The sequence below is a fragment of the Achromobacter sp. JCM 18799 genome, assembly GCF_055395645.1.
The window spans coordinates 2996417-3012100 of the sequence record NZ_AP043866.1; the positions used below are offsets into that span (position 1 = coordinate 2996417).

At 66.0% G+C, this 15684-nt stretch carries 13 protein-coding genes; 7 read left to right on the forward strand and 6 right to left on the reverse strand.

From position 1 onward, the window contains the following. Positions 1 to 2: 2 nt before the first annotated feature. A complete protein-coding gene (locus tag ACZ5YA_RS14045) occupies positions 3 to 1313 on the reverse strand; it encodes a solute carrier family 23 protein (protein WP_059380161.1) in 1311 nt (436 codons plus the stop codon). A gap of 138 nt (positions 1314 to 1451) precedes the next feature. Here ACZ5YA_RS14045 and ACZ5YA_RS14050 point away from each other — a divergent pair, with 138 nt between their 5' ends. From ACZ5YA_RS14050 to ACZ5YA_RS14075, 6 genes are all read left to right on the forward strand, one after another. Beyond that, complete coding sequence (locus tag ACZ5YA_RS14050) at positions 1452 to 1880, forward strand: hypothetical protein (RefSeq protein ID WP_280015489.1); 429 nt, start codon at positions 1452 to 1454, stop codon at positions 1878 to 1880. 129 nt (positions 1881 to 2009) lie between these two features. Next, positions 2010 to 3335, forward strand: coding sequence for an ABC transporter substrate-binding protein (locus tag ACZ5YA_RS14055; RefSeq protein ID WP_118932914.1), 1326 nt, complete (start codon positions 2010 to 2012; stop codon positions 3333 to 3335). A gap of 86 nt (positions 3336 to 3421) precedes the next feature. Beyond that, positions 3422 to 5134 carry an ABC transporter permease gene (locus ACZ5YA_RS14060; protein ID WP_059380164.1) on the forward strand — a complete coding sequence of 571 codons (1713 nt, stop codon included), beginning with the start codon at positions 3422 to 3424 and terminating at the stop codon, positions 5132 to 5134. Further along, positions 5131 to 6216, forward strand: a complete 1086-nt coding sequence (locus ACZ5YA_RS14065; RefSeq protein ID WP_059380165.1) for an ABC transporter ATP-binding protein — start codon at positions 5131 to 5133, stop codon at positions 6214 to 6216. Before ACZ5YA_RS14060 ends, ACZ5YA_RS14065 begins: the two co-directional genes overlap by 4 nt. 10 nt (positions 6217 to 6226) lie before the next feature. After that, positions 6227 to 7135 carry a LysR family transcriptional regulator gene (locus ACZ5YA_RS14070; RefSeq protein ID WP_464092672.1) on the forward strand — a complete coding sequence of 303 codons (909 nt, stop codon included), beginning with the start codon at positions 6227 to 6229 and terminating at the stop codon, positions 7133 to 7135. A gap of 18 nt (positions 7136 to 7153) precedes the next feature. Beyond that, the gene (locus tag ACZ5YA_RS14075; RefSeq protein ID WP_464092673.1) at positions 7154 to 7798 is read left to right on the forward strand and encodes a histidine phosphatase family protein; all 645 of its coding nucleotides are present in this window, start codon (positions 7154 to 7156) and stop codon (positions 7796 to 7798) included. Positions 7799 to 7802: 4 nt separating this feature from the next. Here the strand turns inward: ACZ5YA_RS14075 and ACZ5YA_RS14080 are convergent, their stop codons facing one another. The 3 genes from ACZ5YA_RS14080 to carA form a co-directional block, all read right to left on the reverse strand. Then, on the reverse strand, positions 7803 to 8567 hold the full coding sequence (locus ACZ5YA_RS14080; protein WP_059380168.1) for an SDR family oxidoreductase: 765 nt from the start codon (positions 8565 to 8567) through the stop codon (positions 7803 to 7805). 89 nt (positions 8568 to 8656) lie between these two features. Next, positions 8657 to 11896: a carbamoyl-phosphate synthase large subunit gene (carB, locus tag ACZ5YA_RS14085; protein ID WP_118932916.1), complete on the reverse strand. Its 3240-nt coding sequence runs from the start codon at positions 11894 to 11896 to the stop codon at positions 8657 to 8659. A 10-nt stretch (positions 11897 to 11906) separates the two neighbouring features. After that, entirely contained in the window at positions 11907 to 13061 is a 1155-nt protein-coding gene (carA, locus tag ACZ5YA_RS14090) for a glutamine-hydrolyzing carbamoyl-phosphate synthase small subunit (protein WP_059380170.1), read from the reverse strand. A 219-nt stretch (positions 13062 to 13280) separates the two neighbouring features. Here carA and tal point away from each other — a divergent pair, with 219 nt between their 5' ends. Beyond that, positions 13281 to 14234 carry a transaldolase gene (tal, locus tag ACZ5YA_RS14095; protein WP_059380171.1) on the forward strand — a complete coding sequence of 318 codons (954 nt, stop codon included), beginning with the start codon at positions 13281 to 13283 and terminating at the stop codon, positions 14232 to 14234. Between the two features lie 65 nt (positions 14235 to 14299). On the opposite strand, the gene ACZ5YA_RS14100 is transcribed toward tal, so the two are convergent. Further along, the gene (locus ACZ5YA_RS14100) at positions 14300 to 14827 is read right to left on the reverse strand and encodes a carboxymuconolactone decarboxylase family protein (protein WP_054451379.1); all 528 of its coding nucleotides are present in this window, start codon (positions 14825 to 14827) and stop codon (positions 14300 to 14302) included. Between the two features lie 12 nt (positions 14828 to 14839). Then, on the reverse strand, positions 14840 to 15637 hold the full coding sequence (locus ACZ5YA_RS14105) for an ABC transporter permease (RefSeq protein ID WP_059380173.1): 798 nt from the start codon (positions 15635 to 15637) through the stop codon (positions 14840 to 14842). Positions 15638 to 15684: the final 47 nt, after the last annotated feature.

Genomic DNA, 15684 nt, shown 5'->3' on the forward strand with positions numbered 1-15684 from the left:
GCTTACTTCCTGCGGCGCAGCAAGGCGTACAGGATGATGGCGCCGAAGGTAGCGGTGCCGATGCCGCCCAGCGTGAAGTTACCCAGCTTGACCGTGAAGTCTCCCGCGCCCAGCACCAGCGTGACCGCGGCCACGATGAGGTTGCGGTTGTCGCTGAAGTCCACCTGGTTGACCACCCAGATACGGGCGCCGGCGATGGCGATCAGGCCGAACACCACCACCGACATGCCGCCCAGCACGGGCGCCGGGATCATCTGGATCAGCGCGCCGAACTTGGGCGAAAAGCCCAGCACGATGGCAATCAGGGCGGCCACCACGAACACCAGGGTGGAATAGATGCGCGTGACGGCCATCACGCCGATGTTCTCGGCGTAGGTGGTGACGCCCGTGCCGCCCACGGCGCCGGACACCATGGTAGCGACCCCGTCGCCGACGAAGGCGCGGCCCAGATAGCGGTCCAGGTCCTGCCCGGTCATGGCGCTGACAGCCTTCACGTGTCCCAGGTTCTCGGCCACCAGGATGATGGCGACAGGCACGATCAGGCCCATGGCTTCGGCCTTGAACACCGGCGCGGCGAAATGCGGCAGGCCGAACCAGGCTGCGGCCGCCACGCCGGAGAAGTCGATGGGTTTGCCCAGCCCCATGCCGTTGGCGAGGATGCCGTACACCACGCAGGCCAGGATCATGCCGACCAGGATCAGCAGGCGCTGCACCATGCCCTTGGTGAACACGGCGATGCCGCCCACGCAGAGGATGGTGACCATGGACATCACGCTGTCGAAGCCCGACGCGCCCATCGCGCCCTTGGCGGCGATAGGGGCCAGATTCAGGCCGATGACCGCCACCACCGCGCCGGTGACGACGGGCGGCATCAGCGTGTCGATCCAGTTCGCGCCGCCCCCGGCGCGCGCGTTGACGAACCAGACAATCAGCCCGATCAACGTGTAGGCCAGGCCGCAGGCGATGATGGCGCCCAGCGCCACGCCGATATTGGCGTTCGCCCCGCCGCCGGCATAGCCGGTCACGGCGATCACGCCGCCGATGAAGGCGAAGCTGGAACCCAGGTAGCTGGGGACCCTGCCGCCCACGAACAGGAAGAAGATCAGCGTGCCGATGCCCGACATGAGGATGGCGACGTTGGGGTCGAAGCCCATGAGCAACGGGGCCAGCACGGTGGAGCCGAACATGGCGACCACGTGCTGGGCGCCCATGGCCACGTTCTTGGGCCAGGACAGCCTTTCGTCGGGCGCGATGATGACGCCGGGCTCGGCGTCGTCCGCCAGGCGCCAGCGCGGAAAGTAGGAATTGGACATGGATATCCCAAAGTAGGTGTCGGGTGTGAGCGGGCGCCAGTGTAAAGGGGGCTGCAAACGGGGAGCAATGCTTAAGTTCGCCGTCAGAATGCCGTACTAGTGAAAACCCCGAAATCCTCATAGGCGGCAGGAGCAATCATGGCGATCGATCCCATCAGCGGCAATTCCCGAATCAACAGCCTGGCCGACCTCTGGGCGCAGAAGATCCGCGCCAACAAGGAAGCCAAAAGCGCCTCGGACGCGGAAACGAGCACGGTGTCCGCGGACGGCAAGATCCGCGTCAACAACCCCGGCGGCCTGAAAATGGGCAAGGTGCAGGAAGCCAAGGAAACCGAAGACTCCAGCAACGACGACGCCTACACGCGCCAGATCAAGGAACTGCAGAAGCAACTCAAGCGCGTGATGGACCAGATCGCCAAGGTCAAGGCCAGCGGCATGCCGGCCGAAATGAAGGCCCAGCAACTGATGGCGCTCAATGCCCAGGCGATGCAGATCCAGCAGCAGATCACTGCAGTGATGGAGAAGCAGGCCCAGGCCATGAAACGCGGCGTATCCGCCACGGCCTAGCGGGCCAGGCACGGCGCCCCGCCCGGCCGGGGCGCCCGCATTGATGGCGCGCATCAAAATTTGTGATTGGACGCTGCCTGGACCGGCCAGTACTGTCTCCGAACAAATCTAAAACTACGGAGACAAACCATGCATGCAATGCGCACAGCTCTTGCAGGTGCGGTGCTGGCCGTTTGCGCGGCCCCTGCCCTGGCAGGCACCGTCACGGTGATCACGTCGTTCCCCAAAGACCTCACCCAGGCCTACAAGACGGCCTTCGAAAAGGCCAACCCCGGCATCACGCTGGAAATCCTGAACAAGAACACCGTATCGGGCATCGCCTACGTGCGCGAAACGCCCGCCGGCCAGCGTCCCGAGGTGTTCTGGGCCAGCGCGCCCGACGCCTTTGAAGTGCTGGGCCGCGACAAGCTGCTGGCAAGCTCCGCCGACGTGGCCAACAAGCAGGTGCCGGACAAGATCGGCAACTACCCCATCAACGATCCCGGCGGCATGTACCTGGGCCAGGCCCTGGCCGGCTACGGCATCATCTACAACACCCGCTACATCGCGGCGCACAAGATCCCCGCGCCGGTGGAATGGAAGGACCTGCTGTCGCCGCAATGGTTCGGCCATGTCGGCATCACCTCGCCGTCGCGCTCGGGCACCATGCACCTGACGGTGGAAACCATCCTCCAGGGCGAAGGCTGGGACGAAGGCTGGAGCACCTTGCTGCGCATGTCGGGCAACAGCAGCGCCGTCACCGAGCGTTCTTTCGGCGTGCCGGACGGCGTCAACAACGGCCAGTTCGGCGCCGGCCCGGTGATCGACTTCTTCGGCCTGTCCAGCAAGTATTCCAAGTTCCCGGTCGAGTTCGTCTACCCCTCCGAAACCGCCATCGTGCCGGCCAATATCGCGCTGATCGAAGGCGCGAAGAACACCGAGGAAGGCAAGAAGTTCATCGCCTTCACCCTCAGCCAGGCCGGCCAGGAACTGCTGCTGGAACCCAAGATCTCGCGCCTGCCGGTGCTGCCCTACACGGCGCTGGCCGGCAAGATTCCCCAGGGCTACCCCGACCCCGCCGAGATCGCCAAGCGCAGCAAGGTGCAATTCAACGCCGACCTGTCGCAATCGCGCTACTACGTCGTGCAGTCGCTGTATGACCAGACGGTCACGTTCCGCCTGAAGGAACTGCAGGCCGCCACCAAGGCCATCTACGAGGCCGAAGCCAAGTTGGGCGACAAGGCCAAGAGCGGCAAGGCTGCCGAGCTGCTGGCGCAGGCCCGCAAACTGACCTGGGCGCCGCTCGTGGACGGCAAGAAGGCCGCCGACCCGGCCTTCCTGGCGATCTTCGCCGGCAACAAGAAGGACGCCGCCGTGAACCAGCAGATCACCCAGCTGGAAGGCGAATGGAACGGCCGTTCCAAGGCGAACTACGAAGAAGCCGTGAAGCTCGCCAAGCAGGCCGCCGCGCTCTAGGCCGCCACACCCGCAGGACGCGAGGCGGACGGGCCGGTCCCGTCCGCCGCCGCGGCTTTCCCCTGGCAACGATTTCGGGAATCTCGATGAATTCTTCGGGCCACTCGCGCCTGCCCGTCGGCCCCCTGCTGACGGCGCTACTGGTGTTCGGTTTTCTGCTGCTGTTCCTGGCCGTGCCGGTCGGCACGGTGTTCTACACCGCCTTCGTGAACGCCGACGGCAGCTTCACCATGGGCCACTTCGGCGCCTTCTTCAACCAGCCGCTGATGAAGGAAGCCTTCTTCAACAGCCTGTACGTGGCGGGCTGGTCGGCGCTGCTGGCGTCGCTCATCGCCGTGCCGCTGGCGTACTTCACGGTGCGCTTCGATTTCCGCGGCGCGCTGCTGATCCAGACCCTGGGCGTGCTGCCGCTGATCATGCCGCCCTTCGTCGGCGCGGTTGCGATGCAGCTGATCTTCGGCCGCTCGGGCAGCGTGAACTTGCTGCTCAACGACTGGTTCGGCTTCACCATCCCGTTCATGGAAGGCTTGAACGGCGTCATCTTCGTGGAATCGCTGCACTACTTCCCCTTCATCCTGATGAACCTGGTGGTGGCGCTGCGCAACATCGACGGCGCCATGGAAGAGGCGGCCTTCAACCTGGGCTCGCGGGGCTTCCGTCTGTTCCGCCGCGTGATCTTTCCGCTGGCCCTGCCCGGCTATGTGGCCGGCACGTCGCTGGTGTTCGTCAAGGTGTTCGACGACCTGGGCACGCCGCTGGTGCTGGGCACCACCAACATGCTGGCGCCGCAGGCCTATCTGCGCATCACGCAAGTGGGCCTGGAGGATCCGCTGGGCTATGTGATCAGCGTGATCATGGTGGGCTTTTCGATACTGGCGTTGTGGCTGTCGGCGCGGGTGCTCAAGGGCCGCGATTACTCCACCCTGCAGAAGGGCGGCAGCTCCATCCAGAAGCGCAAGCTGCGCCCGGTGGAGAGCGTGCTGGCCTATGGCTGGATCATCCTGGTGCTGCTGCTGGTGCTGTCGCCGCATATGGGCGTGCTGCTGCTGTCGCTGGCCAGCGTCTGGAGCTTCGCGCCGCTGCCCGACGGCTACACGCTGGCGCATTACGCCGCGGTGTTCTCCGAATCGCAAGGCATGATCGCCAACACCCTGCTCTATTGCGGCCTGGCCGCGGGCGTGGACGTGATCCTGGGTACCGCCATCGCCTATCTGATGTTGCGCACCCGGCTGCCGGCGCGCCAGTGGCTGGACTTCCTGGCCTCCGCCGCGCTGGCGATTCCAGGTATCGTGCTGGCCATCGGCTTTCTGCGCACCTTCCGCGGCATCGAGCTGCCCGGCACCGGCACGCTGCTGACCTCGTCGTGGATCATCATCATGATCGCGTACTCGGTGCGGCGGCTGCCCTACGCCCTGCGGTCATGCGTGGCCTCGCTGCAGCAGATCAACATCTCGCTGGAAGAGGCGGCGCAATCGCTGGGCGCGACCCGCATGAGCACGATACGCCGCGTGGTGGTGCCGCTGATGGCGGGCGGCATGCTGGCCGGCTTCGTGACCAGCTTCGTGACGGCGGCCGTGGAACTGTCGGCCACCATCATGCTGGTGACCAAGGACAGCCAGGCGCCCATGAGCTACGGCATTTATCTGTACATGCAGAGCGCGGCGGGCCGGGGTCCCGGCGCCGCGCTCGGCGTCCTGGCGGTGGCCGCGGTGGCCATCGGCACGTATGTCTCGCACCTGCTGGTGGAGCGCGCCCAGTCGCGCCAGCAGCCGGCCCGCAATGAAGGGGAATCCGCATGAAGAAAGTCAGCGTCGAATGCCGCAACATCCGATTGTCCTACGGCAAGACGGAAGTGCTCAAGGACGTCAACATCAGCATCGAGCCCGGCGAGTTTTTTGCGCTGCTCGGACCGTCCGGCTCCGGCAAATCCACCTTGTTGCGGCTGATCGCCGGCTTCAACCGGCACAGCGCCGGGCAGCTGCTGGTGGACGGCAAGGACATCAGCGGCACGCCGCCCTGGAACCGCAACATCGGCATGGTGTTCCAGAACTACGCCCTGTGGCCGCACATGACGGTCTGGGACAACGTGGCCTTCGGCCTGGTCGAACGCAAGCTGCCGCGCGCCGAGATCCACGCCAAGGTGGAGGCCGCGCTCGATCTGGTCGGCTTGTCCCAGTACGGCAAGCGCCGCCCCAACCAGCTTTCCGGCGGGCAGCAGCAGCGCGTGGCCCTGGCCCGCACCATCGTGATCGAGCCGCAGGTGCTGCTGCTGGACGAGCCTCTGTCCAACCTGGACAAGAAGCTGCGCGTGCAGATGCGCCAGGATCTGCTCAGCCTGCAGCGCCGGCTTGGCATCACCACCATCTTCGTCACCCATGACCAGGAAGAGGCCATGACCACCGCCGACCGCATGGCGGTGCTGGACCACGGCGTGGTCCAGCAGATCGGCGCGCCCAGCACCTTGTTCGACTATCCGGTCAATCGCTTCGTCGCCAACTTCGTGGGCACGATGAACGTGCTGGAAGGCGACGTGCGCGAACGCACCAGCGGCAGCGTGGTGCTGGCGGTGGAAGGCGTGGGCGACTTGCAGCTGCCGCTCACGGGCGAAGCGCCCGCCGCTTCCCGGCTGGCGGCCAGCTTCCGCCCGCACACGGTGCAGATCGAAATGGCGGACGGGCTGGGCGACGCGCGCTATGTCTGGCTGCCCGGCATCGTGGAAAGCAGCGAGTTCCTGGGCGAATTCACCCGCTATCAGGTGCTGATCGGCGAGCAGCGGCTGACGGCGGACCAATCGCATCTGGCCGGGCTGTCGCCCTTCCCCGTCGGCGCTCCGGTTTCCATCGGCCTCGAACCTACCCAAGTGCGGCTCCTGGCGGCCTAAACTCGGGGCCATGGAAATCTATCAGATCCGCGCCTTCGTCACGGTCGCCCGGCTGGGCAACCTGACGAAGGCGGCCGAGGCGCTGTCGCTGACCCAACCCGCCGTGACCGCGCAGATCAAGGCGCTGGAGCAAAGCCTGGGCGTGGCGCTGTTCGACCGCAGCGGCGGCCGCCTGGCCCTGACCAAGGCGGGCGAAGTGCTGCTGCCCACTGCCGAATCGCTGCTGGTGCTGGGCGCGCAGTTCAAATCCGAAGCCCAGCAGCTGCAAGGCAGCCTGCATGGCGCGGTAGAGCTGGGCGTACCCAGCGAAAAGCCGGATTTCCTGCGCCTGGGCGAATTGGCGTCGGCCGTCACCCAGCGTCTGCCGCTGGTCGAGCTGAAGACCCAGACCCTGCCCGCCGCCGCGTTGGCGGAACAGGTCAGCACCGGCCGCCTGCCGGCGGCGCTGATCATCGCCGCCAATCCGCCGCGCGGTGTGCTCTGGCAGCCCCTGCGCAGTGTGCGCTACCGCATCGCCATGCCCAAGGAGCACGCCGCCGTGCTCAAGCGCGGCGGCTGGCGCGAGGTGGCGCAATTGCCTTGGCTGGATGGCCCCTCCGGCAGCCACACCCACCTGCTGCTGCGCGACATGTTCGAACGCCACGGGCTGTCGCCGCGCATCGTGATGCAGAATGACGACCAGGCCAACCTGGACGCGCTGGTGCGCGCGGGCGCAGGCTGCGCCCTGCTGCGCGAGGAAGCCGCGCTGGCGGGCGCGGCCTCGAACGACTTCATCGTCTGGGGCCAGGCGCGCGTGGACGCGATGCTGGGATTCATCCTGCCCTACGAGCGCGCTAGCGAGCCCGCGCTGGTCGCGTTAAGCTCGATCATTCAAACCATCTGGAAACCGCGCGCGCCCATCGCGTCCGCCCAGCTCTAAACCCGCATCAAGATCGTAATGACTGAAATCTGGTTCATCCGCCACGGCGAAACCGACTGGAACCGCCAGCGGCGCCTGCAAGGCTGGCAAGACATCCCCCTGAACGAATTCGGCGTCAACCAGGCCGGCCTGCTGGCCGCGCGCTTGCGCGAGGACGCCCGCCATACGCCCATCCACGCCATCTACAGCAGCGACCTGCAGCGCGCCCACGCCACCGCCCTGCCCGTGTCCGAACAGCTGGGCTTGCGCGTGCGCGTGGAGCCCGGCATCCGCGAGCGCGGCTTCGGCGTGCTGGAAGGCCTGGACCACGAGCGCATCGACGTGCTAGCCCCCGAAGCCGCTGCCGCCTGGAAGAGCCGCGACCCGCTGCGTCCGCTGGACGGCGGCGAAACGCTGGGCCAATTCCAGTCCCGCGTCATTTCGACCGTGGACGACATTGCCAGCCGCCACGACGACGAACGCATCCTGATGTTCACGCACGGCGGCGTGCTGGACATCATCTGGCGCCATGCCTCCGGCGTGCCGCTCAACGGGCCGCGCGACGCTTCGCTGCTGAACGTCAGCATCAACCGCGTCGGCGTGCAAGGCCGCCAGTGGCAGGTGCTGGACTGGGGCGACGTAGGCCACGTGACCGACGAAGTCGGCAACGACGTGGTGCCTTGAGCGCTTAGCGCGCGCGGCGCGGCTTGCGCGGCGCGTTGCGCGCCAGCCTGTCGTAGACGGCGTTGGGCAACAGGCGCATCAGCTTGGCCACGATGCCCATCTGCCACGGAATCACCACATAGGACGCGCCCCGCCCGATCGCGCTGCGCGCGCGGCGGGCGAAGGCGTCCGCTTCCATCAGGAAAGGCATGGAATACGGATTGTGGGCCGTCATCGCCGTCTTGATATAGCCGGGCGCGATCGTCACCACGTCTATGCCTTCGGCGGCCAGTTCCAGCCGCAGGCTTTCGCAGTAAGTCACCACTGCGGATTTCGACGCGCTGTAGGCGCCCGCGCCTGGCAGGCCCCTGACTCCCGCCACGCTGGCGATGCCCACCAGCCGGCCCGACCCAGCCTGGCGCATGGATGCGATGAAGGGTTCGAAGGTCGCCACGGTGGCCAGCAGATTGGTGTCGACGATGGCCTTGAAGACGTCGTAGTCCTCGCCGTGCTCGGTCAGGGTGCCGGCGCTGATGCCGGCGCTGGCGATGACCACATCCACCCGCCCCTGGCAGAACCCGATGAAATCCAGGGCCGCGGCATGCAGCGCCTGGCGGTCGCGTACGTCCACCGCATAGCAGCGGTGCTCGCCGGGCAGGCTGCCGGCCAGCTCGCGCAGCGCGTCTTCGCGCCGGCCCAGCAGGCCCAGCGTGGCGCCCGTGGACGCGTATTGCTGCGCCAGGGCGCGTCCCAGGCCGCTGCTGGCGCCGGTGATGAAGACTCTTTCCATGTGTGCCTGTTGCCTGTGGTGACGTTGCGGAATCGCGTTGCAAAAAAATAGGGCACGCTTTCGCGTGCCCTATTGTGTCGCTTGCCGGCTTAGGCTTGCAAGGAAGCGTGCAGATCCTGCAGCGGATAGACCTGCAGGCCCAGGCCTTGGCGCAGGTATTGCATGCCTTCGACCGCGGCGCGGGCGCCGGCGATGGTCGTGAAGAAGGTCACGCGGGCGGCCAGCGCCTGGGTGCGGATGGTGCGCGAGTCGGCGATGGCGTTGCGGCGCTCTTCGACGGTGTTGATGACCAGCGAGATCTCGCCGTTCTTCACCATGTCGACGATATGCGGACGGCCTTCGGTGACCTTGTTCACCAGCTGCACCGGGATGCCGGCGGCTTCGATCTCGGCGGCCGTGCCGCGCGTGGCGACCAGCTTGAAGCCGAGCGCGTGCAGGCCGCGCGCCACTTCCACCGCCAGGGGCTTGTCCTGGTTCTTGACGCTGATGAACACCGTGCCGGATTCCGGCAGGCGCACGCCGGCGGCCAGCTGCGACTTGACGAAGGCTTCGCCGAAGCTCGTGCCCACGCCCATCACTTCACCGGTCGACTTCATTTCCGGGCCCAGGATGGTGTCCACGCCCGGGAACTTCACGAACGGGAACACGGCTTCCTTGACCGAGAAGTAAGGCGGCACGACTTCCTTGGTGATGCCTTGCGCGGCCAGGGTCTGGCCGGCCATGGCGCGCGCGGCGATCTTGGCCAGCTGCAGGCCGGTGGCCTTGGAAACGTAGGGCACCGTGCGCGAGGCGCGCGGGTTCACTTCCAGCACGTAGACATCGCCGCCCTGGATGGCGAACTGCACGTTCATCAGGCCGCTGACGTTCAGCGCCTTGGCCATCATGGTGGTCTGGCGCTTGATCTCGGCGATGACTTCCGCCGACAGCGAGTACGGCGGCAGGCTGCAAGCCGAGTCGCCCGAGTGCACGCCGGCCTGCTCGATGTGTTCCATGACGCCGCCGATGAAGACGGTTTCGCCGTCGGCCAGGCAGTCCACGTCCACTTCGGTGGCGTTGTTCAGGAAGCGGTCCAGCAGCACGGGCGAGTCATTGCTGACCTTCACGGCCTCGCGCATGTAGCGCTCGAGGTCCTGCTGCTCGTGCACGATTTCCATGGCGCGGCCGCCCAGCACGTAGCTGGGGCGAACGACCAGGGGATAGCCGATTTCGGCGGCGTGGGCCAGGGCCTCGCCTTCGGTGCGCGCGGTGCGGTTGGGCGGCTGGCGCAGGCCGAGCTTGTTGAGCAGCTTCTGGAAGCGCTCGCGGTCTTCGGCCACGTCGATGGATTCGGGGCTGGTGCCGATGATGGGCACGCCGTTGGCTTCCAGGGCGCGCGCCAGCTTCAGCGGGGTCTGGCCGCCGTACTGGACGATCATGCCGACCGGGTTTTCCTTGTGGACGATCTCGAGCACGTCTTCGAGCGTCAGCGGCTCGAAGTACAGGCGGTCCGAGGTGTCGTAGTCGGTGGACACGGTTTCCGGGTTGCAGTTGACCATGATGGTCTCGTACCCGTCGTCGCGCAGCGCCAGCGCGGCATGCACGCAGCAGTAGTCGAATTCAATGCCCTGGCCGATGCGGTTCGGACCGCCGCCCAGCACCACGATCTTCTTGCGGTCGGTGGGCGCGGCTTCGCACTCTTCCTCGTAGGTCGAGTACATGTAGGCCGTGCGGGTGGCGAATTCGGCGGCGCAGGTGTCGACGCGCTTGTAGACCGGACGCACGTTCAGCTGGTGACGCAGCTTGCGCACCTCGGATTCCGAGGAATCCAGCAGGAAGGCCAGGCGGCGGTCGGAGAAACCGCGGCGTTTGAGTTCCCACAGCGTGGCGTAGTCCAGGTCGGCCAGCGTCTTCTGTTCCAGCGCCAGTTCGATGTCGACGATTTCCTTGATCTGCGACAGGAACCACGGGTCGATGTGCGTGATGTTGTGCACTTCGTCCAGCGTGAAGCCCTGCGCGAAGGCATCGCCCACGTACCAGATGCGTTCCGGACCGGGCTCGCCCAGTTCGACCTGCAGCTTTTCGCGGTCGGTGGTCTTCTGGTTCAGGCCGTCCACGCCCACTTCCAGGCCGCGCAGCGCCTTCTGGAAGGATTCCTGGAAGGTGCGGCCGATGGCCATGACTTCGCCCACCGACTTCATCTGGGTGGTCAGGCGCGCGTCGGCGGTGGGGAATTTCTCGAAGGCGAAACGCGGCACCTTGGTGACCACGTAGTCGATCGAGGGTTCGAACGAGGCAGGCGTGGCGCCGCCGGTGATTTCGTTCTTGAGCTCGTCCAGCGTGTAGCCCACGGCCAGGCGCGCGGCGACCTTGGCGATGGGGAAGCCGGTGGCCTTGGACGCCAGCGCCGACGAACGCGACACGCGCGGGTTCATCTCGATGACGATCATGCGGCCGTTCTTGGGATTGACGGCGAACTGCACGTTCGAGCCGCCCGTATCCACGCCGATCTCGCGCAACACCGCGATCGATGCGTTACGCATGATCTGGTATTCCTTGTCGGTCAGCGTCTGGGCCGGCGCCACGGTGATCGAGTCGCCCGTGTGCACGCCCATCGGGTCCAGGTTTTCGATGGAGCAGACGATGATGCAGTTGTCCGCCTTGTCGCGGACCACTTCCATCTCGAATTCCTTCCAGCCCAGCAGCGACTCTTCGATCAGCAGTTCGCTGGTGGGCGAAGCTTCCAGGCCGCGGCGGCAGATGGTTTCGAATTCTTCGGCGTTGTAGGCGATGCCGCCGCCCGAACCGCCCATGGTGAAGCTGGGGCGGATCACGGCGGGGAAGCCGGAGGTGCCGACTTCGGCCGCGATGCGGCGCTGCACTTCCCAGGCTTCGTCCATGCTGTGGGCGACGCCCGACTTGGCCGATTCCAGGCCGATGTCGGTCATGGCCTGCTTGAACTTCTGGCGGTCCTCGGCCTTTTCGATGGCGTGCTCGTTGGCGCCGATCAGTTCGACGTTGTGCTTCTTCAGCACGCCGTGGTGGGCCAGGTCCAGGGCGCAGTTCAGCGCGGTCTGGCCGCCCATGGTGGGCAGCAGCGCATCGGGCTTTTCACGCTCGATGATCTTTTCGACGGCTTGCCAGGTGATGGGCTCGATGTAGGTGACGTCGGCCGTTTCCGGGTCCGTCATGATCGTGGCCGGGTTGCTGTTCACCAGGATGGTGCGGTAGCCCTCGGCCTTGAGCGCCTTGCACGCCTGTGCGCCGGAATAGTCGAATTCGCAGGCCTGCCCGATGATGATGGGGCCGGCGCCGATGATGAGTATGCTTTTTAGGTCTGTACGCTTGGGCATGATGCAATCTTTACTTTTGGCCGGACATCAGGGCGATGAACTTGTCGAACAGTTCAAGGATGTCGTGCGGACCCGGGCTGGCTTCGGGGTGACCCTGGAAGCAGAAGGCCGGGCGGTCGGTGAGCTCGAAGCCCTGCAGCGTGCCGTCGAACAGCGAGACGTGCGTCACGCGCGCGTTGGCCGGCAGGCTGGCCGCGTCGACCGCGAAACCGTGGTTCTGGCTGGTGATGAACACGCGCTTGGACTGGAGGTCCTGCACGGGGTGGTTGGCGCCATGGTGGCCGGTCTTCATCTTGAGCGTCTTGCCGCCCAGCGCCAGGCCCATGATCTGGTGGCCCAGGCAGATGCCGAACACCGGCAGCTTCTTGTCCAGGAAGGCGCGCGTGGCCTCGATGGCGTAGTCGCAGGGCTCGGGGTCGCCGGGGCCGTTGGACAGGAACACGCCGTCGGGGTTGAGCTTGAGGACTTCCTCGGCGCTGGTCTGGGCCGGTACCACCGTCAGGCGGCAGCCGCGGTCGGCCAGCAGGCGCAGGATGTTGGTCTTGATGCCGAAGTCGTAGGCCACGACGTGGAACTTGGACTGGTCGGGCTTGGAGAAGCCCTCGCCCAGCTGCCAGGTGCCTTCGGTCCATTCGGCGCGATCCTTGAGCGACACAACCTTGGCCAGGTCCTGGCCGGCCATGCCGGCAAAGCCGCGGGCCAGTTCGACGGCGCGCTCGGCGTCGGTGCCGACGAAGATGCAGGCGCCCTGGGCGCCCTTTTCACGCAGGATGCGGGTGAGCTTGCGGGTGTCGATGCCGGAAATGGCGACGACGCCTTGCTCGGAGAGGTACTCAGGCAACGATTGCGTGGAACGGAAGTTCGACACGCGGGCGGGACAGTCACGGACCACCAGGCCGGCGGCAAAGACGCGCTTGGCTTCCACGTCTTCGGCGTTGACGCCGGTATTGCCGATGTGCGGATAGGTCAGCGTGACGATCTGGCCGCTATAGCTGGGATCGGTGAGAATTTCCTGGTACCCGGTCATCGCGGTGTTGAACACCACTTCGGCAACGGTATGCCCAGGCGCACCGATCGACACGCCTCGAAAAATGGTACCGTCCGCCAGAGCCAGAATTGCAGGAGGGAAGCGGTTGATCCCCTCGGGAAAGAGTTGCGGCAGCACAGTAAACCCCGGTTTTAGAATCGATAATCAAACCTTCGGATTATACCTTGAGCGGCCGTTTTTCTCGGGGAACCGCGCCAAATAAGGCCGGAAACGGGGTTTTGGGCTGTTTTTCCGCGTCCCGCCGCCCCCCTCCACCGTCCGGCCGGCAGCGCGCCTGCGGCCTCAGTGATACGCTAGGACACCTTCAACCCTAGCCTGCAGCGAGCCGTACCGTCCATGTCCAGCCAACTTGACGCCCTGCGCAACCACACCACCGTCGTCGCCGACACGGGGGATTTCGAAGCGATGAAGGCGTTGCGTCCGACCGACGCCACCACAAACCCGTCCCTGATTCTCAAGGCCGTCCAGCAGGACGCCTACCGCCCCCTGCTGGAAAAGACCGCGCGCGAACACCGCGGCGCGCCCACCGCCGAACTGATGGACCGCCTGTTGGTGGCCTTCGGCCGCGCCATCCTGGACATCGTGCCCGGCCGCGTATCGACCGAAGTGGATGCCCGCCTGTCCTTTGACACCCGCGCCACCATCGAGCGCGCCCGCAGCCTGATCGCCCTGTACGAAGCCGCCGGCGTGCCGCGCGAGCGCGTGCTGATCAAGATCGCCTCGACCTGGGAAGGCATCCAGGCCGCCCGCGCCCTGCAATCGGAAGGCGTGCGCTGCAACCTGACCCTGCTGTTCTCGCTGCCGCAGGCCGTGGCCTGCGCCGATGCCCGCGTGCAGCTGATCTCGCCTTTCGTCGGCCGCATCTACGACTGGCACAAGAAGTCCGCCGGCGCCAGCTGGGTCGAGGCCGACAATGCCGGCGCGCGCGACCCCGGCGTGCTGTCCGTCACGCGGATCTACCAGTACTACAAGCACTTCGACATCCCCACCGAAATCATGGGCGCGAGCTTCCGCAACGTGGGCCAGATCCTGGCTTTGTCGGGCTGCGACCTGCTGACCATCAGCCCCGAGCTGCTGACCAAGCTGGCCGGCACCGAGGGCGACGCGCCCGCGCAATTGCGCGCCGACGACGTGCCCGCCAACCTCGCCCGCATCGGCGCGGACGAAGTCACCTTCCGCACCCTGCTCAACGAGGACGCGATGGCCAGCGAAAAGCTGTCGGAGGGCATCCGCCTGTTCGTGGCGGACGCGGTCAAGCTGGATACGTTGATCGAGGCGCAACGCGCCTGATCAGGGCGGGCGCCGCGGCGCCCGCGCAGGCAAGGGAATGCGCGGCCCGCAACCGCGCGCCTGCCTCAACGATGATCGTGGGAGTGCACCTGCAGCGCTTCCAGGAAGCGCGACACCATGTTGTAGGCCGCCACCGTCGCGGTCAGCTCCACGATGAGCTTTTCGGAACCCATCGCCGCCTTCGCCGCCTGGAACACGGGTTCCGGCACCTGCACCTGGCGCGTCATGGCGTCGGTATAGGCCAGCACCGCCCTTTCGCGTTCATCGAACAGGTCTGACGCCTCCCAGTCATTCAGCGCGTCCAGCTGCGCCTGCGAAACGCCTTCTTTCAGCGCGATCGGCGCGTGCTGGTCAGCCTCGTAGGGCGCGCCATTGATGGCCGCCACGCGCATGATGACCAGCTCGCGCAGATCGCCAGGCAAGGTGCTGAGCTGGCGGATCGAGGTCAGGTAATTGAGCCAACCGCCCGCCACCGCGGGACTGTGCAGCAGCATCTGGTACAGGTGCAGGACGCTGCCGCGTTCGGCGACGATGCGGTCGACCAGGGGCTTGGCTTCGGGATGGGTCAGGTCGGCGTAGGGGAGACGGGCCATGGAAAACTCCGGTCAGATCTTTTCGGTTTCGCCGGACCTGGGCTGCCATTTCATCAGCCGCTTTTCGCCCATGCCGACGATGGCGTCCAGCACCAGCGCAAAAGCCGTGAGCACGATGATGCCCGCGAACACGGTGTTGACGTCGAACGTGCCTTCGGCCTGCAGGATCAGATAGCCCACGCCGCTGGCAGAGCCCAGATACTCGCCCACCACCGCGCCCACGAAGGCCAGGCCCACCGAGGTATGCAGGCTGGAGAACACCCAGCTGGTGGCAGACGGCAGGTACACGTGACGCAACAGCTGGCGGCGGCGCGCGCCCAGCATCCTGGCGTTGTCCAGCAAGGTGGGACTGACTTCGCGCACGCCCTGGTAGACGTTGAAGAACACGATGAAGAACACCAGCGTCACGGCCAGCGCCACCTTGGACCAGATGCCCAGGCCGAACCACATGCCGAAGATGGGCGCCAGGATGACGCGCGGCATCGAGTTGGCGGCTTTGATGTAGGGATCGAGGATCGCGCTTGCGCCGGGCGACAGGCCCAGCCACAGGCCGAAGGCCAGGCCGGCGATGGTGCCGATGAAAAACGCCAGCACGGTCTCGGTCAGCGTCACGCCCAGGTGGGTATAGATGTCCGCATTGGTGACGAACCAGGCCCAGATGCGGCCCCACACCTTCAAGGGTTCGCCGAAGAAGAAGGCCACCTTGGGATCGCGCGACGCGAAGTGCCAAACGAGCAGAATGATGACGAGCAGCAGCAACTGCCAGAAGCGCAGGCTGGCCGAACCGGGTTTGATCAAAGACTTCGACATCTCACCACTCCAGGGCGCTTGCACGCCTCGTTCTGCTTAGACAGCAG